The 26,985-nt window shown below is 37.5% G+C and carries 27 protein-coding genes and 1 riboswitch; of the genes, 25 read left to right on the plus strand and 2 right to left on the minus strand.

Translation table 11 applies throughout. The annotated features are described in order from the left end of the window. Positions 1-96 precede the first annotated feature (96 nt). The 16 genes from moaA to AC4D4B_RS00290 all read left to right on the plus strand — a co-directional run bounded on the left by moaA (position 97) and on the right by AC4D4B_RS00290 (position 15,551). Positions 97-1,113, plus strand: a complete 1,017-nt coding sequence (gene moaA / locus AC4D4B_RS00215) for a GTP 3',8-cyclase MoaA (protein WP_490999046.1) — start codon at positions 97-99, stop codon at positions 1,111-1,113. Positions 1,114-1,243: 130 nt separating this feature from the next. After that, the gene (gene modA, locus AC4D4B_RS00220; protein ID WP_490998855.1) at positions 1,244-2,026 is read left to right on the plus strand and encodes a molybdate ABC transporter substrate-binding protein; all 783 of its coding nucleotides are present in this window, start codon (positions 1,244-1,246) and stop codon (positions 2,024-2,026) included. A 10-nt stretch (positions 2,027-2,036) separates the two neighbouring features. After that, a complete protein-coding gene (gene modB / locus AC4D4B_RS00225; RefSeq protein WP_490994033.1) occupies positions 2,037-2,693 on the plus strand; it encodes a molybdate ABC transporter permease subunit in 657 nt (218 codons plus the stop codon). A 326-nt stretch (positions 2,694-3,019) separates the two neighbouring features. Further along, positions 3,020-4,135, plus strand: a complete 1,116-nt coding sequence (locus tag AC4D4B_RS00230; protein ID WP_490999047.1) for a serine hydrolase — start codon at positions 3,020-3,022, stop codon at positions 4,133-4,135. Continuing rightward, a complete protein-coding gene (locus tag AC4D4B_RS00235; protein ID WP_490994034.1) occupies positions 4,128-4,721 on the plus strand; it encodes a nucleoside recognition domain-containing protein in 594 nt (197 codons plus the stop codon). Before AC4D4B_RS00230 ends, AC4D4B_RS00235 begins: the two co-directional genes overlap by 8 nt. After that, a complete protein-coding gene (locus AC4D4B_RS00240) occupies positions 4,721-5,251 on the plus strand; it encodes a spore maturation protein (protein WP_490998856.1) in 531 nt (176 codons plus the stop codon). Before AC4D4B_RS00235 ends, AC4D4B_RS00240 begins: the two co-directional genes overlap by 1 nt. 225 nt (positions 5,252-5,476) lie before the next feature. Then, on the plus strand, positions 5,477-6,205 hold the full coding sequence (gene rluB / locus AC4D4B_RS00245; protein WP_490994036.1) for a 23S rRNA pseudouridine(2605) synthase RluB: 729 nt from the start codon (positions 5,477-5,479) through the stop codon (positions 6,203-6,205). Positions 6,206-6,291: 86 nt separating this feature from the next. Then, a complete protein-coding gene (gene resA, locus AC4D4B_RS00250) occupies positions 6,292-6,819 on the plus strand; it encodes a thiol-disulfide oxidoreductase ResA (RefSeq protein WP_066107578.1) in 528 nt (175 codons plus the stop codon). A 15-nt stretch (positions 6,820-6,834) separates the two neighbouring features. Then, positions 6,835-8,493 carry a cytochrome c biogenesis protein ResB gene (gene resB / locus AC4D4B_RS00255; RefSeq protein WP_490998857.1) on the plus strand — a complete coding sequence of 553 codons (1,659 nt, stop codon included), beginning with the start codon at positions 6,835-6,837 and terminating at the stop codon, positions 8,491-8,493. Beyond that, a complete protein-coding gene (ccsB, locus tag AC4D4B_RS00260; protein WP_490994038.1) occupies positions 8,474-9,652 on the plus strand; it encodes a c-type cytochrome biogenesis protein CcsB in 1,179 nt (392 codons plus the stop codon). Before resB ends, ccsB begins: the two co-directional genes overlap by 20 nt. A gap of 336 nt (positions 9,653-9,988) precedes the next feature. Further along, on the plus strand, positions 9,989-10,708 hold the full coding sequence (locus AC4D4B_RS00265) for a response regulator transcription factor (protein WP_490998858.1): 720 nt from the start codon (positions 9,989-9,991) through the stop codon (positions 10,706-10,708). Next, the gene (locus AC4D4B_RS00270; protein ID WP_490998859.1) at positions 10,708-12,480 is read left to right on the plus strand and encodes an ATP-binding protein; all 1,773 of its coding nucleotides are present in this window, start codon (positions 10,708-10,710) and stop codon (positions 12,478-12,480) included. Before AC4D4B_RS00265 ends, AC4D4B_RS00270 begins: the two co-directional genes overlap by 1 nt. Positions 12,481-12,572: 92 nt before the next feature. Continuing rightward, entirely contained in the window at positions 12,573-12,893 is a 321-nt protein-coding gene (locus AC4D4B_RS00275) for a hypothetical protein (protein WP_490994041.1), read from the plus strand. A gap of 680 nt (positions 12,894-13,573) precedes the next feature. Beyond that, on the plus strand, positions 13,574-15,019 hold the full coding sequence (gene xylE, locus AC4D4B_RS00280) for a D-xylose transporter XylE (protein WP_490994042.1): 1,446 nt from the start codon (positions 13,574-13,576) through the stop codon (positions 15,017-15,019). 161 nt (positions 15,020-15,180) lie between these two features. Further along, positions 15,181-15,291 (plus strand): SDR family NAD(P)-dependent oxidoreductase, encoded by a 111-nt coding sequence (locus AC4D4B_RS00285; protein WP_490998860.1) that lies wholly within the window; start codon positions 15,181-15,183, stop codon positions 15,289-15,291. Next, the gene (locus AC4D4B_RS00290; RefSeq protein ID WP_490998861.1) at positions 15,288-15,551 is read left to right on the plus strand and encodes a hypothetical protein; all 264 of its coding nucleotides are present in this window, start codon (positions 15,288-15,290) and stop codon (positions 15,549-15,551) included. Before AC4D4B_RS00285 ends, AC4D4B_RS00290 begins: the two co-directional genes overlap by 4 nt. 482 nt (positions 15,552-16,033) lie before the next feature. Here AC4D4B_RS00290 and serA read toward each other — a convergent pair whose 3' ends face one another. Continuing rightward, the gene (gene serA / locus AC4D4B_RS00295; RefSeq protein WP_490994045.1) at positions 16,034-17,617 is read right to left on the minus strand and encodes a phosphoglycerate dehydrogenase; all 1,584 of its coding nucleotides are present in this window, start codon (positions 17,615-17,617) and stop codon (positions 16,034-16,036) included. 380 nt (positions 17,618-17,997) lie between these two features. Continuing rightward, positions 17,998-18,128: riboswitch (FMN riboswitch) on the plus strand. A gap of 175 nt (positions 18,129-18,303) precedes the next feature. On the opposite strand from serA, the gene AC4D4B_RS00300 reads away from it, so the two are divergent. Beyond that, a complete protein-coding gene (locus AC4D4B_RS00300) occupies positions 18,304-18,891 on the plus strand; it encodes an ECF transporter S component (protein WP_148629896.1) in 588 nt (195 codons plus the stop codon). A 55-nt stretch (positions 18,892-18,946) separates the two neighbouring features. On the opposite strand, the gene AC4D4B_RS00305 is transcribed toward AC4D4B_RS00300, so the two are convergent. Beyond that, on the minus strand, positions 18,947-19,195 hold the full coding sequence (locus tag AC4D4B_RS00305; RefSeq protein WP_066107552.1) for a ferredoxin: 249 nt from the start codon (positions 19,193-19,195) through the stop codon (positions 18,947-18,949). 219 nt (positions 19,196-19,414) lie between these two features. On the opposite strand from AC4D4B_RS00305, the gene AC4D4B_RS00310 reads away from it, so the two are divergent. The 8 genes from AC4D4B_RS00310 to AC4D4B_RS00345 all read left to right on the plus strand — a co-directional run bounded on the left by AC4D4B_RS00310 (position 19,415) and on the right by AC4D4B_RS00345 (position 26,939). Continuing rightward, entirely contained in the window at positions 19,415-20,470 is a 1,056-nt protein-coding gene (locus AC4D4B_RS00310; protein WP_490994046.1) for a YpbB family protein, read from the plus strand. A gap of 2 nt (positions 20,471-20,472) precedes the next feature. Continuing rightward, positions 20,473-21,948, plus strand: coding sequence for a RecQ family ATP-dependent DNA helicase (locus tag AC4D4B_RS00315; protein ID WP_490994047.1), 1,476 nt, complete (start codon positions 20,473-20,475; stop codon positions 21,946-21,948). Positions 21,949-21,951: 3 nt separating this feature from the next. Continuing rightward, the gene (locus AC4D4B_RS00320) at positions 21,952-22,545 is read left to right on the plus strand and encodes a CPBP family intramembrane glutamic endopeptidase (protein ID WP_490994048.1); all 594 of its coding nucleotides are present in this window, start codon (positions 21,952-21,954) and stop codon (positions 22,543-22,545) included. Positions 22,546-22,658: 113 nt separating this feature from the next. Further along, a complete protein-coding gene (locus tag AC4D4B_RS00325) occupies positions 22,659-23,117 on the plus strand; it encodes a YpbF family protein (protein WP_490994049.1) in 459 nt (152 codons plus the stop codon). A 93-nt stretch (positions 23,118-23,210) separates the two neighbouring features. Then, complete coding sequence (locus AC4D4B_RS00330; RefSeq protein WP_490994050.1) at positions 23,211-23,861, plus strand: CBS domain-containing protein; 651 nt, start codon at positions 23,211-23,213, stop codon at positions 23,859-23,861. Positions 23,862-23,944: 83 nt separating this feature from the next. After that, positions 23,945-24,730, plus strand: coding sequence for a metallophosphoesterase (locus tag AC4D4B_RS00335; RefSeq protein WP_490998862.1), 786 nt, complete (start codon positions 23,945-23,947; stop codon positions 24,728-24,730). A 74-nt stretch (positions 24,731-24,804) separates the two neighbouring features. Further along, positions 24,805-25,398 carry an adaptor protein MecA gene (locus AC4D4B_RS00340; protein WP_490998863.1) on the plus strand — a complete coding sequence of 198 codons (594 nt, stop codon included), beginning with the start codon at positions 24,805-24,807 and terminating at the stop codon, positions 25,396-25,398. Between the two features lie 275 nt (positions 25,399-25,673). After that, positions 25,674-26,939, plus strand: coding sequence for a Glu/Leu/Phe/Val family dehydrogenase (locus AC4D4B_RS00345; protein WP_490994053.1), 1,266 nt, complete (start codon positions 25,674-25,676; stop codon positions 26,937-26,939). Positions 26,940-26,985 lie beyond the last annotated feature (46 nt).

Genomic DNA, 26,985 nt, shown 5'->3' on the forward strand with positions numbered 1-26,985 from the left:
TACAGCTGTTAAGGACAATAAGAGTTAAATGAATAAATGGAATTTCGCTTTAAACTATTAATGACCTGGAAAACGAATGAAAAGAAGGGAATAACCATGACCTCACAGCCTTTGTTGGATAAATTAAAAAGACCAATTCGTGATTTGCGACTATCTGTTACGGATCGCTGCAATTTTCGCTGTACATATTGTATGCCTAAAGAAATTTTTGGAGATGATTATGCGTTTTTACCGAAACAAGAGCTTTTGACTTTTGAAGAGATAGAACGGACAGTCCGTTTATTTGCAGGGCTTGGTGTGAAGAAGCTGCGTTTAACAGGTGGGGAGCCCCTATTACGCAGTCATTTAACTGAATTAGTTGAAAGATTAGTAAAAATAGAGGGAATTGAGGATATTGGTCTAACTACGAATGGTCTTTTGCTTTCAAAGTATGCTCATGACTTATACAATGCTGGACTAAGACGTTTAAATATTAGTCTTGATTCTTTAGATAACGAAGTATTCGGTCATGTAAACGGTCGTGGCATTAAGCCCTCTGCTATCTTGAGGAATATTGAGAATGCCGTTAACCTTGGTTTTCTTGTCAAGGTGAATATGGTTGTCCAAAAGGGAATCAATGATCATGACATCATCCCCATGGCTTCTTATTTTAAAAAAATGGGCGTAACTCTACGCTTTATCGAATTTATGGATGTAGGTAATGATAATGGATGGAGCTTAAAAGAGGTTGTAACGAAAAAAGAACTATACGAAAAGCTGTCTAAGGTTTTCGATTTAGAGGCAGTGGATGAGCAGTATTTTGGAGAGGTGGCTAAACGCTATCGCTATAAAGATAGCAAGAGCGAAATTGGTTTTATCACATCCGTGTCCGATTCATTTTGTTCTTCCTGTACACGGGCTCGGGTTTCCTCGAACGGTCATCTTTATACGTGCTTATTTGCTTCAAATGGCTATAATTTAAAAGAATTAATCCGTAGAGGTGCAACAGATGAGGAACTGCTGGAATGCATTCGTCAGGTTTGGGAATTAAGAGCGGACCGTTATTCTAATGAGCGGACGGAACAAACGCTATCGAATAGAAAAAAGATAGGGATGAACTTTATAGGTGGTTAAGCTATCCATAAACCCTTGAGGAACCAGGAGACAAAACTGGATTAAGTGAAAATCAGAAACGGTTTTCATTAAAAAAGACTGAATTTTAGGATGATTTCTGTTTAAGTAGGTATACATCAAGGAGGATTACATGAAAAAATCAGTATCCTTTTTTATAATGCTATTCCTTGTAATCAGTGCTCTGGTAGGATGTTCTGAACAAGAAGTAAAAAATGAAAAAGTAGAGCTAAGAATTTCAGCTGCAGCTAGTTTGCAGGATGCGCTGCGAGACATTCAAGCGGTTTTTGAAAAAGAAAATCAAGAAATAAATATTACATATAATTTTGCTGGCTCAGGTGTCCTTCAGCAGCAAATCATACAAGGTGCTCCTGTGGATTTGTTTTTTTCATCTTCAGAAGATAAGTTTGAATCATTAATAAGGGCAGAAATGATTGCGGACGGGGAGCATATTAATTTATTAGAAAATGAACTTGTCTTAATTGCGCCTAGTCCTAATGAAAATAACCAAATTAGTGGTTTTGAAGATTTAAGGAATGGAACAATCGATAAGATCGCAATTGGTATTCCTGAATCTGTTCCTGCAGGAAAATATGCCAAGGAAACATTAGAGGTGCTAGAAATATGGGATAAGGTAGAGAGTAAGCTCATTTTAGCAAATGATGTTCGACAAGTTCTTTCGTACGTTGAAACAGGTAATGTAGACGCTGGTATTGTATATAAAACAGATGCTCTTGTATCTGATAAAAGCAGAATCATCTCGACGGCAAATAAAGAACACCATACACCTATTTTGTATCCTTTAGGTATTCTAAACGATACAAAATATCCTATTGAAGCAAAGAGATTTTATGACTATCTGCAATTAAAAGGAGCAAAGGCCATATTTGAGGAGTATGGATTCATAGTGAATTGAGGAATTTAATATGTTACATGATTTTTTATCACCTATTATTCTGTCAATTGAAATAGCAGTGGTTTCGGGAATGATTGTTATTGTATCAGGGACTTTCATTGGCCACTATTTATCTATGAAATCTTTTAAAGGCAAAGCGGTTTTTGAGACGTTTCTTATGTTGCCATTAGTTCTGCCGCCATCAGTGGTAGGATTTATTTTGATTGTCTTGTTTGGAAAGCAAAGTATCATTGGACAAGCCATTGAGTGGATTTTTGAGAAGCCCGTCATATTTACTTGGTGGGCGGCTGTCATTGCTGCAACGGTTGTGGCTTTTCCCCTTATGTACCAATCAGCTAAGTCGGGATTTCAAGGTATTGACCATGAAATCGAGGATGCTGCTCGAGTAGATGGAGCAAATAAATGGCAGGTTTTTCTTTATGTTTCCATTCCGTTAGCAGCGAGAGCGCTTATGACGGGCGGTATTCTAAGCTTTGCCCGAGCTTTGGGGGAGTTTGGCGCTACTTTAATGTTTGCTGGAAATATTCCGGGCGTTACGCAAACCGTTCCTATAGCTGTTTATACAGCCCTTGACTCTGGCAATATGCTTATGGCGTGGATGTGGGTTATAGCTATTGTTTTACTATCTTTTCTCATGCTGTTCGCAGTTCAATTAAAAAAAGAGTGATGCTTGTAAAAGGCAACGAAGTTTACGTAAACGTTTCGTTGCCTTTTTTGCATGTAATTATATAGCTGAAGAACCCTGACATTCTCCATCATCCCAAATTTGGTTCACCTACCACTTCCCCCTGAATAACCTGACTTCGAATATTTAAGAATTTAAGCGCATAGACTTGTACAAAAACATGAAGGGGACGAGTGTGGGTGAAAGTGTACTCTTTCAAATATAAACGTAATAAATATAACTCGAAACGTAATCTTTCAGTAAAGAACGATCCAATCCGCTTATTGTTATGGAAGCTGGCAGGCACCATCCTCATTGTGATTTTGTGTTTGGCAAGTTTACTTTCGCCGGTAAAAACAGTTTCTGCACAAGCACAAGAACTTGAAAAAATCCAAACAGGGGCTAAAAGTGCAATTATGATTGAGCAGAGCACTGGTCGGATTTTATATGAGAAGGATGCCCATACAAAACGAAGGATAGCGAGTATTACTAAAATTATGACCGCTATTCTTGCGATTGAATCGGGGAAGATGGATAAAACTGTAACGGTGACAGATGCGATTTTAAAAGCAGAGGGTTCGGCGATCTATTTGCAGGTAGGAGAAAAAATAAAATTAAGCGACCTTGTCTATGGGCTTATGCTCAGGTCAGGAAATGATGCAGCGATTGCCATTGCTGAATATGTTGGAGGAAGTGTGGAGGGTTTTTCTGCATTAATGAATCAAAAAGCAGAATGGATTGGCATGGAGAATAGTCATTTCACCAATCCGCATGGTCTTGATGATTCTGATAACCATTATTCCACAGCCTATGACATGGCAATCCTAACCAAGTATGCGATGGGGAATAAAATGTATCAGAAAATTGCCGGAACTAAGATCCATCGGGCACCTAACCCAAACGAAGTATGGGACCGTGTTTGGAAAAACAAAAACAGACTGTTAACGGAAAAATATAAATACACTACAGGCGGTAAAACAGGGTATACAAAAAAGGCCCACCGCACATTAGTAACAACCGCATCGAAGGAAGGATTGGATCTTATTACGGTTACAATCGATGATTCTACAGATTGGGCCGATCATATAGCTCTTTTTGAGGCTGGATTTAACAATTACACATTAATTGAAGTAGTGCCAAGTGGAAAAATAAAAGCGATAAAAAAAGGGTTTTATAAAAATAAAGCCTATTTAAAATCATCACTATCCTACCCGCTTACGAAAGAAGAACAAGAGCAGGTCGAAGTAAAGTATGAACTGAAAAAGCCAAAAAAACAGTGGAAAAAAGGAAAAAATCTTCCGGCAAAGGTTGGAAAGGTAAATTTAATTCTTGATGGACAAACGCTACTATCTAAACCGGTTTATCTACATAAAAAAGACCAAACTGTCTTCAGTATATGGAAAGACGTCTTCTATACTTTTTCAGGTGTAAACTCAAATGGTTAATTATATATGGGTTGGAATCAGTATAATTGGAATCATTTATGCGATGTTTACTGGAACAATGGCGGAAGTGAATGAAGCAATCTTTAAGAGCGCAAAAGAATCGGTCACCTTATGCTTCGGCTTAATGAGTGTCCTTGTTTTTTGGTTAGGTATTATGAAAATCGCAGAAGAGGCAGGTCTATTGGATAGTTTAACCCGTTTGACTAAGCCGATCGTATCCAGACTTTTCCCGGAGGTGCCGCCAAATCATCCGGCAATGGGATATATAGTATCCAATATAATGGCCAACACATTTGGACTGGGAAATGCAGCAACACCCCTGGGTATAAAGGCGATGGAACAATTAAAGGACTTAAATGGCGGAAAGGATACAGCAAGCCGCTCTATGATTACGTTTCTGGCATTGAATACCTCGGGGCTGACGCTTATTCCAACAACGGTCATTGGAATCCGTATTCATTATAATTCAGCCAATCCGACAGAAATTGTCGGCCCTACCTTTTTGGCAACCGTCATAGCAACGATTGCAGCTATTATTTTAGATCGGTACTTCTACTGGAAAAGAGCAAGAAAGGGGATGGACTGATGCACTGGATCTCGACCATTTCAATTTGGATGATACCTGTGGTTATCTTGCTCATCCTTGTGATGGGGGCCATAAAAAAGGTCCCGACCTATGAGAGCTTTGTGGAAGGCGGGAAAGAAGGGATAAAAATCACATTTTCGATTATTCCCTATCTGATTGGTATGATGGTGGCCATTTCTATTTTTCGCGCTTCCGGTGCGATGGATTTGTTGATAGGCTGGATGAAACCGGTATTAAACTTTTTGGGTGTGCCATCAGAGGTAGTGCCTTTAGCATTAATAAGACCCATATCGGGAAATGCATCTCTCGGAATGGTCAGTGATTTGATTGCCACATATGGACCGGATTCTTTTATAGGGAAGGTTGCTTCTACCATCCAGGGGAGCACAGATACAACCTTATATGTCTTAACAGTTTATTTCGGTGCAGTGGGAATTAAAAAAATGGGGGATGCCTTAAAGGTGGGATTGTTAGCTGATCTCGTCGGGATAGGTGCGGCTATTCTTTTGGCTGCCATTATGTTCCAATAGACACAAAATTGTCACAAAATGATAAAATAGGTGAAAAAAATAGTCAGATTTAACAAAAATCGGTATAAAAAGCCGATTTTTTTGTGTTTCTTAGTAAGTAATGAAATAATATGCGTGATAGGACATATCACTTTCTGCAAAAACAAAGTATAATGAACAACTAGGTAGAATGCCTATTATTTGAGTAAAGAATACAGAAAAAGTAAAATTAGACAGGTGATTAAAATGGAAAGATTACAAAAAGTGATAGCACAGGCAGGAATCGCCTCCCGAAGAAAAGCGGAACAGTTAATCGTAGAAGGCAAAGTAACTGTTAACGGTAAGATTGTAAAAGAGCTTGGCGTTAAGGTTGGCCCAAATGATCAAATAGAGGTAAGTGGAGTACCTGTAGAAAAGGAAGAGCCGGTATATTTTCTGCTTTATAAGCCAAGAGGTGTCATTTCAGCTGCCAACGATGACAAAGGGAGAAAGACCGTAACAGATTTATTTCCACTGATCAAACAACGGATTTATCCAGTAGGCAGACTGGATTACGATACATCAGGTTTGATCCTGCTGACGAATGATGGTGAGTTTGCCAATGCCCTGATGCATCCAAAGTACGAAATAGAAAAAACGTACGTAGCGAAAATTCAAGGTATTCCATCCCGCGAAATAATAAAGAAATTGGAACGTGGTGTTCAATTGGAAGACGGTAAAACAGCCCCTGCGAAAGCTAAATTGCTTTCAATGGATCGCAGAAAACAGTCCTCTATTATAGAGCTGACGATTCATGAGGGCAGAAACCGCCAAGTCCGCCGTATGTTTGAAGCGATTGGGATGCCCGTTATCAAACTTAAACGTGAAAGATATGGATTCTTGACGTTGCACGGTGTTAGTCCTGGAGATTACAGAGAGTTAACACCACATGAAGTAAAGCAACTGCGTTCTATGGCGCTTCATAAAGATAAGTAAATACAACCGTAGCGCTGCCCTAAATTAGTGCCTTTCTGGCAGCGCTATATTCTTGTGTGTTTAAAGCATAGCGGGAGGGGACTTTTTTGACCAAACAAAAGCGTAAATGGATGAGAATAGGGGTTTTGGCCCTTTTGGCCGGAGCCGTCATTTATGTGGTATTTTCGAGTTTAACCATGGACAAGGAAAAAACCCTTAAAATGAATGAAACCGCTCCAAACTTTGCTCTGACAGATCTTGAAGGGGTTAAACATGTGTTAGAGGACTATAAGGGGCAGGGAGTGTTTCTGAATTTCTGGGGGACGTGGTGTAAACCATGTGAATATGAAATGCCTTATATTCAAAGTCAATATGAAGTGTTCAAAGATAAAGGTGTACAGGTATTAGCTGTCAATGTAAATGAATCTGATTTTGTCGTGAATAAATTTGTCCAAAGACATGGGCTTACTTTTCCGGTTGTCATCGATAAGGACAATCAGGTGCAGCATCAGTATCTGATTAATCCCTTGCCGGCCACATTTTTAATTGATAAAAATGGTAAGGTCGTAGATTCAACTACTGGTAGTTTAACTGAAGAGAAGATTCAAAAGATGATGGAGAAAATACAGCCATAACAAGGGGTAATAAGGATGAAGGAAATAACTTGTGAATGTGGTCATGTTAATCCATATGGAACGATATTTTGTGAAGCATGCGGTAAGGTGCTCAATAAGGAAGAAGAAGAAAAAAAATTATTGGATATGAAATATGAAGGCAGTGCAAGAAGATCGCAAACCTACAATAAATCAGTAGTTGATAAGATTTGGAATTTTTTCTCGTCCGTAAAGGTTGGCGTCACCTTAATCATTCTTCCATTAATTGCAGCTTCTATCGGTACCATCTTCCCGCAAGAAATGTATATTCCAAATGGAGAACCCGCTGAAACGTTTTATGAAAGTAAATACGGCTGGTTTGGTGAAGTGTATTATGAGTTAGGATTACATAATTTGTATAGTTCATGGTGGTTTTTGCTGTTAGTGTCCCTCTTAGGAGTTTCACTTGTTATCGCCAGTCTTGACCGCTTTATTCCGCTATTTAGAGCTTTAAAGAATCAGAGAGTAATCAGGAATGAGGGCTTTTTACGCAGACAGCGGATTTTTGGTGAAGCTGATATAGCAGAGGAAAAAGAAAACTATGAATTAATCAAAACGAGATTAAAAGAAAAGCGTTATAACATAAGAGAAGAGAACGGCAATATTTTAGCAGAGAAGAACCGTTTTTCGAGGTGGGGTCCTTATGTTAATCATATAGGCCTGATCATTTTCTTAATTGGCGGAATGTTGCGTTTTATTCCAGGGATGTATGTGAATGATTACCTCAGAATTCAAGAAGGTGAAAAGAAAGCTGTACCGGGAACGAATGGTGAGTACTTTGTTGAAAACCATAAATTTACGGTAGAAGTTTATGATAAAGATAAGGAAAAAGAAGAGTTTGAGGCAACGCTTGACCGGGTTGGTACGGTCGTGAAGAATTATCAAACAGATGCCACTCTTTATCAAGCGGTAGGGGATACCTTGCCAGGAGAAGAAGTAAAGCTTAAAAAAGTTAAAGATTATCCGATACGTGTAAATGAACCTTTGAAATTTGATTCCTTTGCTTTATATCAAACATCCTACGAGGAAAACATGACTAAAATGTCATTCACCTTAATTGATAAAGCAACTGAAAAGGAGCATGGCAACTTAACTGTTGATTTGAATAATCCGAAAGATAGCTATGACCTGGGTAATGGATACTCCGTGCACCTGGAGAGTTATTTTCCTGATTTTGAATTTAATGAGAATGAGCAGCCGACAACAAAGAGTCGATTTCCAAATAACCCTGCGTTTATTTTCAAAATGGTATCACCAGAGCATCCAGAAGGAGAAGTTAGCTTTGTTGCGATTAAACAAACCCTTGAGCCATTGGGTGAGACCGAATATAAACTTAAATTCAAAAATATAGAGACTGGTTTTGCAACTGTCTTAACAGTACGTAAAGATCTGACTTTATGGATACTTGCTCTCGGAGGGCTTATCTTTATGATTGGTGTAATACAGGGGGCATATTGGAATCATAGACGTATTTGGATTCAAAAGAGTGGGGATAAAATATTTGTGGCCGCTCATACGAATAAAAACTGGTTTGGTATCAGACGGGAGATTAATGAAATATTAGAGGGGACTTCTATTCCATTACCGTATGATCAAGCCGAAGGGGAAGAGATTCAAGAAAGAGGGGGAAAACAGAGTGGCGACTTTAAGCAGTAATTTGCTATATATTGCTTTTGTGCTGTACTTAATAGCAACTTTTGTATTTGCGGGATCCATAAAAGGTAAGAACGATAAGTGGAGTTATGAAAAATGGGCAAAAGCTGGAATCATTATCACTATTATTGGATTTGTTGCACAGCTGGGTTATTTTATCACACGTTGGATAGTGTCAGGACATGCTCCTGTCAGTAATCTATTTGAGTTTACAACATTCTTTGGAATGATGTTGGTTGGAGCATTTATATTGATTTATTTCATATATAAAACAGCCATTCTGGGGGTATTCGCGCTTCCGATTGCGCTACTAGTTATTGCGTATGCCAGCATGTTTCCGCGGGATATCTCACCACTTATTCCGGCATTAAAAAGTGATTGGTTGTATATACATGTTACTACTGTAGCAGCGGGAGAAGCGATTTTAGCAATAAGTTTTGTGGCCGGATTAATTTATCTGATACGTGCTGTTAATCAAACGAAAGCATCAAAAAGTACGTTTTGGCTGGAAGCCGTTTTATTAGGATTAATTTGTACGATTGGTTTTGTTGTATCTACTACTGTTTTTTCGATAGCTGATTATAAAACTGAATATACCTGGGTCAATAAGAGCGGTGCAGAGCAAACAGAGGAATATAATATGCCCGCGTTGTTTGTCCCGAAGGAAGCAAAATTGGTTTCTGGTACAGGGATGGATCCGTTAATTGAATTGCCATTAATAATCAATTCAAAAAAACTGAATACAGTAGTTTGGTCTATCATGATAGGTGTCGTGCTATATGGAGCGCTACGTTTAATTTTACGTAAGCGTATAGGGGCAGCTATACAGCCATTGGCAAAATCAGTGAATTTAGATTTACTTGATGAGGTTGGATACAGATCCATTCTAATCGGATTCCCTGTATTTACTTTGGGAGGATTGATATTTGCCATGATCTGGGCCCAAATAGCCTGGTCAAGATTTTGGGGTTGGGATCCTAAAGAAGTATGGGCTTTAATTACATGGCTATTTTATGCAGCATTTCTGCATCTGCGCATTTCGAAGGGGTGGCATGGTGAAAAGTCAGCCTGGCTTGCAGTTATAGGATTTATTATCATTATGTTTAATCTTATCGCGGTGAATTTAATTATCGTGGGATTACACTCATATGCAAGCATGTAAGAAAAAAGAGGACTTCCAAGTATGGAAGCCCTTTGTTTTAACTCTTCTTTTAAAAATTTAAGCTTAACCTTTTAGCTGGCAATTGTATCCCGATTTTCCGGATGTTAAGTACATATGAGAGTATGCGGACAGTAGGAAGATAGTCAAAATCTTATATTAAAAAATCTTGTTTGTAAGATTGATAGTATTATTCTATAAATTTAACTTTATAGAATAGCTTTATTTATGTAAATATTCACTTTTCTATTCCTAAATATTTGGTATCCATGTATAATAAAACACATATCGTGGATAAATTTGTATAGTTATTAGTTGATGCTTAAGGAGGTCCGGGTGATGGAAGAAAACAACATACGATTGCTTATAGTGGATGATGAGGACCGTATTAGAAGACTATTGAAAATGTATTTAGAGCGTGAAAAATATACAATTGATGAGGCTGCTAATGGGGAAGATGCTTTAGAACTTGCTTTGGCGCATGATTATGATTTAATCCTTCTGGATTTAATGATGCCTGGCAAGGATGGAATTGAGGTTTGTAAAGAACTGCGTGAAAAAAAGGCAACGCCTGTTATTATGTTGACTGCTAAAGGGGAAGAAATAAACCGAGTGCAAGGCTTTGAAGCAGGCACAGATGATTATATCGTAAAGCCTTTCAGTCCAAGGGAAGTAGTCTTACGAGTGAAAGCATTGTTAAGAAGGTCATCAAAAAATTCCTATATTCAATCAGAGACCTCAACTAAAGATGTTGTCGTCTTTAATCATCTAACCATCGATAATGATGCGCATAGAGTATTGGCGGATGGTATAGAGGTTGCATTAACACCTAAAGAATATGAACTATTATACTTTCTCGCCAAAACCCCGGATAAGGTGTATGACCGGGAACAATTGCTAAAAGAAGTTTGGCACTATGAATTCTTTGGGGATTTACGTACCGTTGATACACATATTAAAAGATTAAGAGAAAAATTAAATAAAGTATCTGAGGATGCAGCTAGAATGATTGTAACCGTTTGGGGCGTTGGTTATAAATTCGAGGTAGTCAACGACTAATGTTTTGGAAAAGTGTAGTCGGGAAACTATGGATGACCATTATTTTGCTGTTTTCCTTCGTTCTATTTATCTTAACTGTATTACTGCTGGAATTTTTCCATAATCAAAGCATGGAGGAAGCTAAATCTTCTTTGTTTCGAACCGCCAAACAAGTTGAAACGATTCTAGAGGAACATTCAGATATCGAGCAATCAACACAAATTGTTTGGCAAATCATCGACCCGAATAAGGATATTGTTATTATTTTTGATGATACCAATATATACAGCAGTTTGAATGATATGAATAAGAAAGAAGTTTATCAACTCTTTTCTCGTGATGAAACCTTAAATAAGGCATTGGTGGGTGATAGACAAGTTTCAGAAACCACTTATCTATCGTCTATTTTGGGTGGAGATAATGTTACTCAGGGTACAATTGTCGGAATTCCAATTACTAATGATGGAATGGATGGAGCCATCTATGCATTTCAGTCTGTTGATTCGAGTGAGAGTACAAACGCACAAACGACAATCTTTATTTTAATAGCTGTCGGGATAGGAATCGTTTTAACAACGATTTTTGCTTTCTTCCTCTTATCGAGAGTGACTGCTCCGCTTAGAAAAATGAGGGAAGCGGCATCTGAATTAGCCAGAGGCAAGTTTGACATGAAGGTTCCCATTTTAACAAATGATGAGATTGGTGAATTGGCGATTGCATTCAATCAAATGGCACGGCAGCTGAAGTATAATATGACTGCATTACAGCAGGAGAAAGAGAATTTATCAAATATTTTAATTAATATGGCTGATGGAGTGATCATGTTTAACAGAGACGGTGAAATTCTTGTAACAAATCCTCCAGCAGATGACTTTTTAAGATATAGTTTTCTGGATGAAACCAATCAAAAAAAACAGTCTGGAATGCAAGTCCCTGATGCATTAAGCAATCTATTCCTCGAGGTTAAAGGAACGGGAAAAGCTAAAATAGCCGAGGTTACCACGCAGGGGCACGATTGGGTCATTCTTATGAATCCCCTTTATCGTCAAAATGATATCCGTGGAGCTGTTGCTGTATTACGGGATATGACGGAGGAGCGTCGGCTTGATAAGATGCGAAAAGATTTTATTGCCAATGTATCGCATGAGCTTCGTACGCCTATTGCTATGCTGCAAGGCTATAGTGAAGCAATCATAGATGATATTGCGGAAACAGCAGATGAGAAGAAAGAAATGGCACAGGTCATATATGATGAATCATTAAGAATGGGACGCTTGGTTAATGAACTCTTGGACTTGGCTCGAATGGAAGCAGGACATCAGACTTTAAATATGGAAGAAATAGAAGTTGGCAGTTTCTTGGGTAGAATATCAAAAAAATTCCAGCGGGCAGCTCAGGAAAAAAATGTTGATGTCTATACAACTCTTGATCATCCTGAGGCGCTTGTTGAGCTGGACCCTGACCGTATTGAACAGGTATTTACCAATTTGATTGATAATGCCCTGCGCCATACACATGAGGGTGGCGAAGTGCAAATTATCCAAAGAACGTTGGATAATGGTACTCAATTTGACGTGAAGGATTCTGGCGTAGGTATTTCTGAGGAAGAGCTTCCATTTGTTTTCGAAAGATTTTACAAGGTTGATAAAGCAAGAACAAGAGGTAGATCTGGCACAGGCCTTGGTCTTGCAATAGCAAAAAATATTATTCATGGTCATGGCGGTAAAATAGATGTCTACAGCAAGGTTGGACAGGGTACGACATTTACATTTTTCCTGCCAGCGAAAAAGTAGAATTAAGAAGATAATTCTTGTTACACAAGGAACTGTTTGATGAAAGCATATCACTTAGGTGATGTGCTTTTTTGCATTCAGATTCCTGAAATTTGGAGCATGTTACTGTTATCAAACATCATTATCTTCTTGGCGTGAATGATAGGGGAGATAGAATAGCTATCAGTCCCGATCCTCTATTAGAAGATTTGCAGGAGTATCTCTATGGAATCAAGTTTGGTCAACCTGAATCAGTTAATAATCAATTACAGCCTATACTTTCAAGCAAACGAATTTTTGGAGTAAATCTATATGATGTTGGCTTGGGAAACAAAATAGAAGTCTATTTCAAACACCTGATTCAAGGGCCAGGTGCTGTTAGAGAGACATTGCATGAACAAATTCTTAAACATGAGAGTCATGTGACTTATTAAGTTGATAGGAAGAACCTTAATCTATAAAACTAAGCGATATTCTCTCTACAATCAGTTTATTGTTAGAGGGGTAGCTGCTTAGTTTTTTTATACTTATTTATCTTTCTTTTGAATATTTAGATGAGAAATTTGGAGGTTTCTAAGCTCCATTACATAAAATAGGAAAAAAGAATTACTATTGATTATTTAATATAGATCTTTAGTTTTATATATCAAGATACTTAGTTTATCTATTAGACAAACAAAGTATTCGTTGCTATAATTTGAAATATAATAAAATGAAAACGATTTCAACTAGGAGGAATAATCAATGAATCATTTTGTCTTTTTTAAACAAGTAAACGAAGAATCCGATTCATCAAATCCATATGCATTTAAATATTATAATCTTAAAGTTGATGGATAAGCTGCTTCTGCCCTTGCTTTGATTAATTCATTACTAAAAATACGTACTCAACCACATTTAGCAAGGTATGAAATTCCTAGATAGCCTAAACTTTGATATATGGATTAGATGCGGTTCATTAAAAACAGAGGATTTATTCTTTAATCACATAGCTAGGATGGACGCTTAGTTATCGGAGCAAAACGTTACTCTATAATTAACATGGTCTTTAATGAAATGTAAAGGTTTACAAATAGTGAGTTAGCTAAAACAAACTTAAAAGGGGAAAGCAGCTATGATTAATCGGGGAAAGAATTCTTTTTACATTGTATTTTTAACACTGATTGCCGCCATCGGGGGTCTTCTTTTTGGCTATGATACAGCCGTTATCTCTGGTGCGGAAAAATCACTGGAGGTCTATTTTATCGATAGCCTTGATTTAAGTTCCTTTGTGCATGGGGCAACTACATCAAGTGCTTTGATTGGCTGTATTATTGGTGGAATTATATCAGGATATTTTTCTTCGAAATTTGGGCGGAAAAATTCATTGATTATAGCATCTATATTATTTACTCTTTCAGCTTTAGGTTCAGCTTATCCTGAATTTTTATTTTTTACAATGGGAGAACCAACTATTGCTTTGTTGCTAACATTTAATTTATATCGAATCATTGGAGGAATTGGTGTCGGTTTGGCTTCTGCAGTTGTTCCTATATACATAGGAGAGATTGCACCTGCTGATATTCGAGGAAAACTAGTATCCTTTAATCAGTTTGCCATTATTTTTGGTATGCTGGTTGTCTACTTTGTCAATTGGAAAATTGCAGACGGACAGTCGATTTCCTGGATTAATGATATTGGATGGCGATATATGTTTGCTTCAGAAGCAATCCCAGCTTTGCTATTTATGCTTCTACTGTTTATGGTACCGGAAACGCCTCGTTATTTGGCTTTGAAAAATGAAGATCGGAAAGCATTGGACATTTTAACGAAAATTAACGGTAAAACCCAAGCCCAATCTATTTTACGGGATATAAAATCATCAATTCATACAACTGCCTCCAATGGAAAGTTATTTGCCTATGGAAAATTGGTTATTGTAGTTGGAATCCTGCTTTCAGTATTTCAACAATTTGTCGGAATCAATGTTGCGCTTTATTATGCTCCGCGTATATTTGAAAGTATGGGCGCAGCTAAAGATGCATCCATGCTACAGACAATCGTGATGGGTTTGGTTAATGTCATTTTTACCATTATCGCCATTATGACTGTTGACAAATGGGGACGAAAGCCTTTACTAATTACCGGTTCTATCGGGATGGCTGTGGGAATGATTGGCATATCCGGATTAGCTTTTTCTAATATTATTGGTATTGGAACATTGATTTTTATCATCATTTATACAGCGTCATTTATGATGTCCTGGGGGCCAATATGCTGGGTTTTAACTTCTGAAATTTTTCCAAATAAAATACGTGGACAAGCTGTTGCAATTGCTGTTTCTGCTCAGTGGGCAGCTAACTATTTCATATCTTCTACCTATCCGATGATGATGGAATTTAGCGGAGGGTTCACGTATGGATTCTATGGCTTGATGAGTATCCTGTCTGCCATCTTCGTGTGGAAATTTGTGCCGGAAACAAAAGGGAAAACGCTCGAACAATTGGAAGAAACATGGACAAAAAAAGTGCCGGAAATAAAAACATCTTATACAGATGTGCTTAATCAAAAACATAGCTAAGGGATCTATAAAGGCCTCATCATAGTGATGAGGCCTTTTTGTGTGATAACGAACTGTGAAGTTCGTATAAATGATAAGGTATCAGACTTGTGCGAAAAAACAGCATTTGATCGTTTAATGAACATTAGCGTATACCTTGGTATTGAACCGTTATTCCTGTCATGCTAGAAAATAGAGGAGGAACAATCGTCAATACTGTATCCACTAATTCTTATAAAACAACTGCATATAACGGAGTTTATTCAGCTTCAAAACATGCACTGGCTGGATGACAAAATCAATCGTTCAGGATTTTCAAAACAACGGAATATATGCGGTAGGTGTAGCTCCAAATACGATGCCAACCAATATCTCTGCAGCTGCTTCGACAACATATACAGAAGAAATAGGAGCCGCTATTCAAGCAACTACAGCTCCAAATATAGCTGCAACTGCAGATGAAGTAGCAGAGGCAATGATTTTTGCGATAGAGAATGGTAAATTATTAACGGGCTCAATCATCAACTGTGCCGGCGGTCAAATTTATAACTAAAGGGAAAATAGTAACTTCATTGCTAGATTTTCTACGTAGAAAATAATAAAGAGGCTGGGACAAACGTATTTCAGTCAACGATAAATTCGAACTATTAGGTGATATTTTGATAAATATTTCGCCTAATAGTTCGAATTTTTATTTGTACTCATAGATTGGTTACTTTTGTATACCATTATTAAACTTAGTGGAATGGAGCGGAAGCCACCGACTCCTGCGGGAAGTAACGGAGGCTAAAGCCTTACTCCCCGCGGAAGGCCAGTGGAGTAAGCGCGCAATGGAACGTACTTTTCTTCCAACTTAACACTTTAATAAGTAACAAAGTCGATAAATCAGGATCGTTTATAAGTTATGTCCCATCTTCTTTTGTTTTGATAGTCGGCTATACAAGATTATATAGGGCATTGTTCTCATTATAAATGATGACTTAACAAGAGCATCTCTCAATCTAATAAATTATGAAATGCACTGGACTTATTATTTTATACCTCACTCAAATTGATTGCTTTGGCGACGGATATTTCATCATTGCCGGCAAGTTCATTTATGACAGAATGAGGAATTTTTTCATCAAATGTAAGAATCATAATGGCTTCGCCGCCGGCTTCTTTACGTCCTACCTGCATGGTGGCAATATTGAGATTAAGATCGCCAAGTTTTTTACCGACAATGCCAATCACACCTGGTCTGTCGTGGTGCTGGATATATAGGATATGGCCATCAGGGTAAAAGTCGATTTTGAAGTCATCGATGGCAATGATACGCGGTCCATATTCTTTTATATAGGTTGCTTTCATTTCAATTTGTCTGGTCTCGCCTTTAATTCTTACCGTTATACTGTTTGAATAGCCATATGTTTCGTTTGAGATTTTTTCACCTATGGTGATGGAGCGTTCCTTAGCGTATAACAGGGCATTTACTTCGTTGATGGTAACATCAGCCCGTTCTTTAAAAAATCCTGAAACAAGTGATTTTGTTAAAATCGATGAATCAAAATCAAAAGAATCACCGCCATATGTAATGGAAATTTCTTTTATGCCCTCGTTTATATATTGGGATAGGAAAGAGCCAAGTTTTTTCACTAATTGGTAATACGGCTGTATTCTATTAAATAATTCAGCAGGTATAGCTGGTAGGTTGATGGAGTTTGACACTGGTATTCCATCCACAAATGAGACTACTTCTTTTGCCACCTGCTTAGCCACATTTAATTGTGCTTCCGCAGTGGACGCTCCAAGGTGAGGTGTTACAATAATTTGATCCAAGGACAATAATTTATTATTCACTGGAGGTTCTTCTACAAATACATCCAGTGCAGCTCCGGCTACTTTTCCCTCAAGAATAGCATCATATAAAGCGTCCTCGTCAATTATACCCCCTCTGGCGCAGTTGATAAGATAGACACCATCTTTGCATGTTTGTATCGTACTTTTATTTAATAATCCTTTTGTATCCTTGTTTAATGGGGTGTGGACGGTGATGAAATCAGATACTTGAAGCAGGTTATCGAGTGAACCTACCGTTATGCCTAATTCTTTTGCCCGATCTGTCGTAATAAAAGGATCAAAGGCGAAAATATTCATCTGAAAAGCTCTCGCCCGTTTGGATAATTCAGTTCCAATTCTCCCCATCCCAACGATTCCTAACGTTTTACCTTTTAATTCAGCTCCGGCAAAGCGGTTTCGCTCCCAAGCGCCATTTTTTAAAGATTGGTGTGCCTGAGGGATGTTTCGGGCCAGGGATGCCATCATGGCAAAAGTGTGTTCAGCGGTAGAAATGGTATTGCCATCAGGTGCATTGACCACAATGATTCCACGATTTGTACAGGAAGGAACATCTATATTGTCGATTCCTACGCCAGCCCGGGCTACAATTTTTAGGTTTGTCATTTTGTGAAGCAAATCATTTGTTACCTTTGTAGCACTTCTGACTAAAAGTGCATCAAACAGATGCAATTCACTGCTTACTTCATCTATCTTTTTTTGGACAACCTCGATGTCATCCCTGCCAACGAATGGTGTTAAACCATCAGGCTTTATTGAATCAGCTATGAGTACTTTAAACAATCTTGTCACCATCCTGTAGAAGTATTTAATCTTGTTTCCACTCTACAAGACTTATAATCTATGTGTCAATCAAGATTCCGTATTGCAAACGCTTACTATTTTAAAATTTAGAAGAATCTAAATTTTATTGCTGCTGATACTAAAAAAAGTTTAAATTTTTATAATTTGAACTACTTAGGTGGTCGGATAAAAGAGGTGAGACCATTAGTTTAAGGTATATTTACAAATATATATTTTTTTGTTCTATTCATATAGTGATTTTAATCTCTTGTATTATTTAGTTTATTGGGATAAAATCAATATAGAAATGGTCTAGTTAAATTTACAGGTGGAATGTCTAGCCTGATTATTTTCTTAAGCCATTTTACCAATTAAATACGGTCTATCTTCGGGGCAGGGTGTAATTCCCTACCGGCGGTGATGATGTATAATCTAAGCCCGCGAGCCTGTAAAGGCAGGATTTGGTGTGATTCCAAAGCCGACAGTATAGTCTGGATGGGAGAAGATGGAGGTCTCTGTTAACGTTCAAAAAACAATCTTTCATGAACGTTTGTTTCACATTGCCTTTTCTCCCTTTATCTAATAAAGATAAAGGGATTTTTTGTGGCATGGCTTCATGATTGACGTTTTAGGCAGAGCCTTTCTTCTGGAAGAGGTAGTACCAAAACCTAAAGGAGAGAGGAATAATGAAAAGCAGTGGTGTAAGTAAGATTCAAAAAATGGTTACGATTGGGATGTTGGGTGCGATTGGATATGTTTTGATGATTATAAACTTTCCATTCCCAGGTTTTCCGGCATTTCTCCAAATTGATTTCAGTGATATTCCAGCCTTAATTGCGGCCATCATTTTTGGGCCGATTGCGGGTATCCTGGTTGAATTATTAAAAAATATTTTGGATTACATCATGACAGGAAGCGATACAGGAATTCCAGTTGGTCATTTTGCTAACTTTATCGGAGGCGTCGCGTTTATCCTTCCAGCCTACTATTTTTATAAAAAAATCGGCACTAAAAGAGGCATGGTATACGGACTAGTAGGAGGCACAATCGTATTAGCTGTATTTATGAGTCTTGTCAATTACTTCATTTTACTGCCAAGCTACAGTGTGTTAATGAATTGGAACATGTCTGGTACAGAGATTCGAGCAATGATCACCACGGCGATCATTCCTTTCAATTTAATAAAAGGAACCTTAATAGCCATTGTATTTATGCTGTTATTCACTAAAATGCAGGGTTGGTTTTCGAAGCAATCTGTAGTGCGAAATGTATAAAATAGATTAAATAAAAGCCTCTGCGAAACCGCAGAGGCTTTTATTAATGGGGAGACTATTCGAATTTTAATGCGTCTCCATCAAAGGATTCGTCAGCAACTTTAATAGAATCTGTTGGGCATCCTTCGAAAGCATCCATCATGTCATCAAGCAGAACATCTGGAATTTCGACAATACCTTGGTTATCATCTAAAGTAACAAATGCAATACCTTCATCATCATAATCGTAAATATCTGGAGCTGCTGCTCCGCAAGCACCACAAGCAATGCAAGTTTCTTTGTCAACAATAGTAAATTTAGCCATGCTAAATACCTCCCAGGTAAAAAAATATATATTTTGATACCGAACTGGATATCAAACCCCTCACCTTATTGTAAAACTCATGGTATAACTTTTCAATAGCCAATATTTCGCGTGTTTTTAGCGAATTAAGGAAAAATAGGCTATTGAATTTTAAGCATGAGAGTACAACTATTTGGTAAGATAAAAAGTGACAGACAGGTAGAATAAAGGGGTTAAAACATGATTATACCATATTTTGATGGATTAATACTGTATTTAATAAATGCATTAAAGGGGCAAAGAACGGTGTATTCCCCCTTACATATACTAAATGGAAAAAAATCCTCACAGCCCATTCAAGATGCACGTTTGTTTAATATATCCGAGTTCTTTGGTATTCTTCCAAAGTTAAAAAGAGAGATATGGGATCAAAAGATTAGTGAATTAATCAAAGAAGGATATATAAAAGAAACAGGAATCAACACCTATGTTTGTACAGAGCATGGTAAACAAGCGCTTAACATTTGGGTAAATGATTATCCTTCGTTCACTAACCTGGATGGCCGTACCTTGCAAGATGCAGCTCATGGGTTTTGGATAAGACTGCAATTATTGGTGCAAACGTCTTCCTGTTTACTAAATGGCAATCATTCTTTCATCCCTGTTTCCCGTAATCAAGAGGAACAATTGTTAGTGAAAAAATTATTTAAAAAGATTCCTCTCTCTTCATTGGAACTGGGGCAGCTTCTATTTCAGGAGCTTGAAGATTTATTAAGTAAAGTAAATGAAACAGGAGCAGAATTGATTGTTTTAGCTTTTTCGGGTCACCAGCATGCGGGTTTAACAATCGAACAGGCTGCACGAAAGCTTAATATAGATGTATTTTATGCAAGACTTCTCTTTTGGGATACTGTTCATTATATGCTTAAAGCCAGTGTTCAGTCTCCTTATATACTATTGAAAGAACTTGTTCTAATAGGTAAACCTGTTCAATCTCTTTTAACTGCTTCTACACAAAGAACGTTAAAAATGCTTCAAGCCGGGATGTCAAAAGAAGAAGTTGCAGCCGTACGGAATTTAAAGACGAATACGATTGAAGATCATCTGGTTGAGATTGTTTCAAACGTACCAGATTTTCCGATAGATGATTTTGTAAGTGAGACAGAGAAAGAGCAAATTAAACAGGCAATTGCTACTCATGAAACAAAACAGCTAAGATCGTTAAAAATGGTCCTTCCATCTGAGATAACTTATTTTAAAATTAGGCTCGTTATGGCAACTATAAAGGAAGTGTAAGTATGCAGCCGCTAGAAGCTCAATTAGAAAAAATGTTTGGATTCCAAACGTTTCGAACCGGACAAAAGGAAGTAATTGAATCCATTATCGATGGCAAAGATACACTAGCTATGCTGCCAACCGGGACGGGCAAAACCTTGTGTTTTCAGATGCCCGGATACTTGATGAATGGATTGGTTATTATCATTTCACCATTATTGGCTCTTATGCAAGATCAGGTAGAACAAATGAAGGCGAAAGGTGAAAAAAAGGTTGCCTCCTTAAATTCATTTTTGACCTTGCAGGAACGGGATATGGTACTGAGGTCATTGCCATTATTAAAATTTTTATATATCTCGCCTGAAATGCTGCAATCCAGATTTATTTTGGATAAATTAAAAAGGCTCAATATTGCCTTGTTTGTTGTCGATGAAGCGCATTGTATATCCCAATGGGGTTATGATTTCAGACCGAGTTATTTGCAGCTCGGCCGGATTAGGAAAGAACTGGATAACCCATTGACCTTAGCTTTAACAGCAACAGCTACTCCTGAGGTTCAAGAGGATATTTTAAAAAATTTATGCATGGAGGATGCAGCGAGAGTAATCCATAGTGTGAACAGGGAAAATATCAGTATCCTGGTAGAAGAAGCAGCTGATTATCAGCATAAGCTTCAGATTTTAATTGATGCGCTGAATAAAGTGCCAGGTGCAGGGGTTATATATGTATCCAGCCGAAAACTTGCTGAACAATTGAGCGGATTTTTATTGGAAAAGGGGTTTGACGGTGTTGCTTATTACCATGGCGGTATGGAAACTGGTGACCGAATCCTGATTCAGCAGCAATTTTTATCTGGGCAACTAAGGATCATCGTGGCCACCAATGCGTTTGGTATGGGAATCAATAAAAATGATATACGATTTATTTTTCATGTAAACATGCCCTTGAGTGTGGAAGCATATGTCCAGGAAATAGGCAGGGCAGGGAGAGATGGATTGCCGGCAGTGGCCATATTGTTATATTCAGAAGGAGATGAATGGCAAGCTTCCCATCTGATTGAAAGGGATTTTCCAAACCGTTCAGAAATTGAATGGGTGATTCATCATGAGGCCTCCAATCTTACAGATGAGGAGTTTATTGGTGATGACAAAATGGAACGGGTAAAAGAATTAAATAAGGCTTTATTAAAGGGGAATATTCTTGATCCGTATGACCGCATTGAGCGGATAGATACAGAACTGGAAAAAAGAAAAAAAGAAAAACTTATGAAACTTTATCTATTAAAAAAATGGATTCTTTCCACTGAGTGCAGAAAGAGCAGCATCGCTTCCTATTTTAATCAGGCGTTGCAGAATAAAACAAAGATTTGCTGTGACCGGTGTGGAGCAACACTAGATGAACTGATCGGTTTCCTTCCAAAACAACGGCAAGACATCCCTCGGGAAGATCAAAATTGGCGAATGCAATTGAAACAATTATTTACTGGAAGGGCAGAGTAAACTATGAAAAATAAACAGGCAGAGCTCGTAAGTCAGCTGAAAGATGAGGAGCTATACAAGGCGTTGATTCAAACACAATTGCTTTTGCTTATAATCTCCTCTTTTTTGGGTATATGGGTCTTTGATGATATACAGGAGTTTTTATTGTTATTTGATTTTCAAGATTGGTCTATCCTTCTTATTGGAATCCCAGCCGGATTGCTGGTGGTTCTCTATGACTTACTTTCGATGAGGTATCTTCCAGAGAGATATTTTAATGATGGTGGAATTAATCAACGTATTTTTAGGTCTCTGAATGGTCGGCAACTAATCTTTATTGTCCTACTAGTCTCTTTTAGTGAGGAATTATTATTCAGGGGAATCATTCAAACGTATGTTGGTTTGTGGATGGCCAGCCTCATATTTGCACTAATCCATATAAGGTATCTATATAATGTTTACTTGTTTGTGAATATTTTATTGCTAAGTTTCTTTATTGGAATGATTTATGAATGGACAGGCAACTTATTTGTTACAATCGTGATGCATTTCACCATTGATTTAATCCTTGGATTTGTCATAAATAAGCAATCAGGCAAGGGAAAAACAGTCTTATAATAGTTATAGTACTAGTAAGCATGTATAGGGAACAGCTAAATAAATAATGGACAAGAGTTTCATAATTGACCTCTCCTTTTCATAAACATGAGTATGAAAAGGAGAGGTGGTTTATGGAAGCGCATATTCATGATTTGGACGAACATACCGATGAGGCTACAAAAATAATGCTCAACAATGTGGTCAAAAGGAAACGCAAGTTTGATCATTATAAAACCCGTCATTTTTTATTTATTTACCTTACCTTAGGTTTAACAGCGATTCTGGTTGTCTATGTATATAAGAACGTTCTTCCTCTCTATTCGTATTCTTTTATGTCCATGTATAACTATTTTTTTGAAAGTGAATTTATCATTGTCTGTATACTATTACTTGCCTTTATGTATGGAGGGATGCTTTATTACAAAAAAAAGATGGACAAGGCGGAAAAGGAATTTCATGCTTTGCGATGTGAGATTATAGATAGGAGTAAGGATCTTTGGAAAAATGATATTGCATGGAAAAACAGACATATCCTCTTTAATAAATTTAAAGATTTATATGATATTAATCTTTTTCACGAAAATAAGTAATTTTTCACAAATAAGGCAGGTAAAGTTTGTGATTTGTCGAATAAGTATTAATTATAGGGAATGTTTATACTAGATTGCGGTGGGGGTGCTTTAATGTTTGTAAAGAATATCATGATTTCAAAATATCATTGTCATACGGTTTCTTACAATGATACTCTTCAAGAGGTTTTCTCGGTGCTGGATGAACATCAAATTGAGGGAGTGCCAGTTCTGAAAGGAAATCAGTATATAGGTACGATTACAAGGTATCGAGTATACAAAGCAGCCTTTTTATCAGAGCTGCCAAGAGATATTTTTTTAAAAGAAACAAAAGCAGAATCAATCGCTGAGGTAAACAAGACATTAAAAGAAGACGAAATATACGAAAATATATTTCTGGATTTAAAAGAGACACCTTTATTAGCTGTGCTGGATGATTACGGGTATTTCCATGGCATTGTTACGCGCTATGACATAATTGAACAATTCCAGAGTACCTTTGGTGTTCATGTACCGGGTGTGAGGATAGCATTAACTACAGTTGAAACCAAGGGACGTATTGCCAGGTTAACTGAGATTGCAAGGCAATATCAGCAACAAATTATTTCATTAGTTACCTTTGATGAAACCGATAAACTTTTAAGGCGAATTGTCATTAAAGTAGCGAAGGCGCCGAATGTAGATAAATTTATCCAAAAATTAGAGGAATCAGGCTTTAGAGTCTTGCATATTGATGAAAAAGTTTTGCATATTGATCAAAAATAAAGATATATATAAATGTAGAGCTGGTCATTTATTAGGCTGGCTTCTTTTAGTTTTAAGATATGAAGGATTGAAAGGGAGATACTATGGCAGTGCTGTTGATTTTTGGCTTATTAATTGCTTTATGTGCGTGCTTATTCATCTATATGTACAGGCTTGCGCATCAGGACCGAGTGATTGATCATACGTTTGAATTCAGTACATTTCCAAGTGATGAGACCATCATAATCTTTTTTATTTCAGATATACATAGGCGGGTCATCAGTAATGAAATTATTGGGCAGGTAAAAGGGAAAGCTGATTTTGTTTTAATTGGCGGTGACCTGGCTGAAAAAGGGGTACCGCTAGATAGAATAAAAGAAAATTTAACTAAATTAAAAAGTGTAGGTCCTGTTTATTTCATATGGGGTAATAATGATTATGAAATAGATAGACATGAACTGGATGCACTTTTTGTAGAGTTGGATATCCATGAATTACTAGATACAAGCGTACTGTTTGAAACAAAGGATGGCGGTAAAATACGCCTGCTTGGAATTGACTTTTATGATGAAGAGGAACAAACGGGGCGGCTTGATTTGGCAATGGAAGAAGTGGAATCTGACAGTTTTAGAATTCTAGCCAGTCATACTCCGGAAATAGAAAAGGAAATGGAAAAATCATATAGGATTGATTTAGTATTGAGCGGTCATACCCACGGTGGCCAAATTAGGATTTTTGGGATGGGCAGATATAAATTGGGCGGTGTCTCGGAGAGGAATAATACGACCATCTTAACAAGTAATGGATATGGAACAAGCTTACTTCCGCTGCGATTAATGGCAAAACCTGAGACTCATTTAATCCATTTAAAGAAGGCAACTCCTTCTTGATTTAAAACAAGGTACCGACTGTGGCTCCCTTCATACAATGGAATGGAGAGAGGTAGCTACAGGAGGATTTTTTCATGAAGCTTAAACAAATCAATCCGGCATTGTTCAAACTATTTATTCCCTACGATGAATTGGAAGACAGAGGTGTTAACTGTCAGGTGCTAACCAGTCATTCGGTGGAAACGCATAGCTTTTTTTATCATATTATTCAAGAAGTGCTTGAAGAATGCGGGAACTTGGTTACCGGATATTTTCAGATGGATGTATACTCGTATCCATGCTACGGAATCTATATGATTTTAAAAAGGGATGCGTACTATTTAAACGAAGGTCTCGAAGAAGAAGAAGAAGAAGAAATAGAAGGGTATCTATCCGTCAATATAATGAAGCGAGATCAAATCATATATGAATTTGCGGAATTTGATGATGTAGTACAAGCTTGCAGAATGATAAAGACTAGCTGGAATGTGAAAGGAATCCTTTATTATTGGAAGTCCAACTACTATTTAGAGATAAAAGAAGATGCTCTTATAAACCAAGCAACTCTTATGTCTATTCTTTTGGAGTTTGGAGAATTCTCGACCTTGAGTAAAGAATACCTGGAAGATTACGGGCACAGGATATGTGAAGAGAATATAATTACTATTATAAAAAAATATTTTCTATGATAATCGCATCTAAAAGATGTGGTTATTTTTATTTAATCTAAGCGTGTTTATAAAGGCTAAAACAGTACTCTTGCACTTTTCAAGGTTTATTAAGTATACTGAATTTATAAAAGTGAATAATAAATCTGAATATTCTCCCCAAAAATTTTATTAATCTTGCTTTACAATTTTTAATCCTATTATTCTATTGTTTCACTTTCCAGACAATTGCCAAAGTTGTATACTTATGCTGGTAGGAAAATATTACTTATTATACATCTGTAGGAGGTACTATAATGACAGCCGACCATCATTCCACTGAGGACAAACTAGATGTTTTAAAATCGACTCAGACTGTCATCCATAAGGCTTTAGATAAGCTTGGATATCCAGAAGAGGTATTTGAATTATTGAAGGAACCGCTTCGTATGCTAACTGTGAAAATCCCTGTTAAAATGGACGATGGTTCTGTAACGGTTTTCACTGGTTATCGTGCTCAACATAATGACGCTATAGGTCCGACAAAAGGTGGAATTCGTTTTCATCCTAATGTTACAGAGAAAGAGATTAAAGCTTTATCCATATGGATGAGTTTGAAATGTGGCATTGTAGACTTACCGTATGGAGGGGCAAAAGGCGGTATCATATGTGATCCGCGCAATATGTCTTTTCGGGAATTGGAAAGGCTTAGCCGTGGATATGTCAGGGCGATAAGCCAATTGGTCGGTCCTACAAAAGATATCCCGGCACCGGATGTTTTCACCAATTCACAGATTATGGCCTGGATGATGGATGAATACAGTCGTATAGATGAATTTAACTCTCCGGGATTTATTACCGGTAAACCGCTTGTTCTTGGCGGTTCACATGGCAGGGAATCAGCCACTGCCAAAGGGGTAACTATTTGTATCCATGAAGCGATTAAAAAACGCGGAATGGATTTAGTAGGAGCGAAAGTTGTTGTCCAAGGCTTTGGAAATGCAGGAAGCTTTTTGGCAAAATTCATGCATGATGCCGGTGCCAAGGTAATCGGTATTTCAGATGCAAATGGGGCTTTACATGATCCCGATGGCCTTGATATTGATTACTTGCTGGATCGTCGAGACAGCTTTGGTACAGTAACCAACCTATTCACGAATACGATAACCAATCAAGAATTACTTGAACTGGAATGTGATGTTTTGGTACCTGCCGCAATTGAAAATCAAATTACAGACGAAAACGCTCACAATATACGAGCGAAGATTGTCGTTGAAGCTGCTAATGGTCCAACCACTTTGGAAGGAACGCGTATTCTAACAGATCGCGGTATACTGTTAGTACCGGACGTTTTAGCTTCTGCCGGTGGTGTTACCGTATCTTATTTTGAATGGGTACAGAATAATCAAGGATACTATTGGACTGAAGAAGAAGTTGAGGAAAAATTACAAAAAGTAATGGTTAAATCATTTAATACCATCTACGATACAGCTCAATCCCGCCGTGTTGACATGCGCCTCGCTGCCTATATGGTTGGGGTACGGAAAATGGCCGAAGCATCGCGTTTCAGAGGCTGGATTTAATACTGCAAACAATAAGAAAGTTTTCTGTCCCTTGTGAGATAGAAAA

It is taken from the genome of Pradoshia sp. Z6_59 (assembly GCF_058267515.1).

Coding starts and splice junctions, on each gene's coding strand:
- AC4D4B_RS00315 (WP_490994047.1), top strand. CDS start 20,473: ATGCAGCCGCTAGAAGCTCAATTAGAAAAAATGTTTGGATTCCAAACG.
- moaA (WP_490999046.1), top strand. CDS start 97: ATGACCTCACAGCCTTTGTTGGATAAATTAAAAAGACCAATTCGTGAT.
- xylE (WP_490994042.1), top strand. CDS start 13,574: ATGATTAATCGGGGAAAGAATTCTTTTTACATTGTATTTTTAACACTG.
- AC4D4B_RS00240 (WP_490998856.1), top strand. CDS start 4,721: ATGCACTGGATCTCGACCATTTCAATTTGGATGATACCTGTGGTTATC.
- AC4D4B_RS00285 (WP_490998860.1), top strand. CDS start 15,181: ATGCTAGAAAATAGAGGAGGAACAATCGTCAATACTGTATCCACTAAT.
- resB (WP_490998857.1), top strand. CDS start 6,835: ATGAAGGAAATAACTTGTGAATGTGGTCATGTTAATCCATATGGAACG.
- AC4D4B_RS00270 (WP_490998859.1), top strand. CDS start 10,708: ATGTTTTGGAAAAGTGTAGTCGGGAAACTATGGATGACCATTATTTTG.
- AC4D4B_RS00310 (WP_490994046.1), top strand. CDS start 19,415: ATGATTATACCATATTTTGATGGATTAATACTGTATTTAATAAATGCA.
- modB (WP_490994033.1), top strand. CDS start 2,037: ATGTTACATGATTTTTTATCACCTATTATTCTGTCAATTGAAATAGCA.
- AC4D4B_RS00325 (WP_490994049.1), top strand. CDS start 22,659: ATGGAAGCGCATATTCATGATTTGGACGAACATACCGATGAGGCTACA.
- AC4D4B_RS00320 (WP_490994048.1), top strand. CDS start 21,952: ATGAAAAATAAACAGGCAGAGCTCGTAAGTCAGCTGAAAGATGAGGAG.
- AC4D4B_RS00340 (WP_490998863.1), top strand. CDS start 24,805: ATGAAGCTTAAACAAATCAATCCGGCATTGTTCAAACTATTTATTCCC.
- AC4D4B_RS00330 (WP_490994050.1), top strand. CDS start 23,211: ATGTTTGTAAAGAATATCATGATTTCAAAATATCATTGTCATACGGTT.
- modA (WP_490998855.1), top strand. CDS start 1,244: ATGAAAAAATCAGTATCCTTTTTTATAATGCTATTCCTTGTAATCAGT.
- AC4D4B_RS00265 (WP_490998858.1), top strand. CDS start 9,989: ATGGAAGAAAACAACATACGATTGCTTATAGTGGATGATGAGGACCGT.
- AC4D4B_RS00290 (WP_490998861.1), top strand. CDS start 15,288: ATGACAAAATCAATCGTTCAGGATTTTCAAAACAACGGAATATATGCG.
- AC4D4B_RS00345 (WP_490994053.1), top strand. CDS start 25,674: ATGACAGCCGACCATCATTCCACTGAGGACAAACTAGATGTTTTAAAA.
- rluB (WP_490994036.1), top strand. CDS start 5,477: ATGGAAAGATTACAAAAAGTGATAGCACAGGCAGGAATCGCCTCCCGA.
- AC4D4B_RS00300 (WP_148629896.1), top strand. CDS start 18,304: ATGAAAAGCAGTGGTGTAAGTAAGATTCAAAAAATGGTTACGATTGGG.
- AC4D4B_RS00305 (WP_066107552.1), bottom strand. CDS start 19,195: ATGGCTAAATTTACTATTGTTGACAAAGAAACTTGCATTGCTTGTGGT.
- AC4D4B_RS00335 (WP_490998862.1), top strand. CDS start 23,945: ATGGCAGTGCTGTTGATTTTTGGCTTATTAATTGCTTTATGTGCGTGC.
- AC4D4B_RS00235 (WP_490994034.1), top strand. CDS start 4,128: ATGGTTAATTATATATGGGTTGGAATCAGTATAATTGGAATCATTTAT.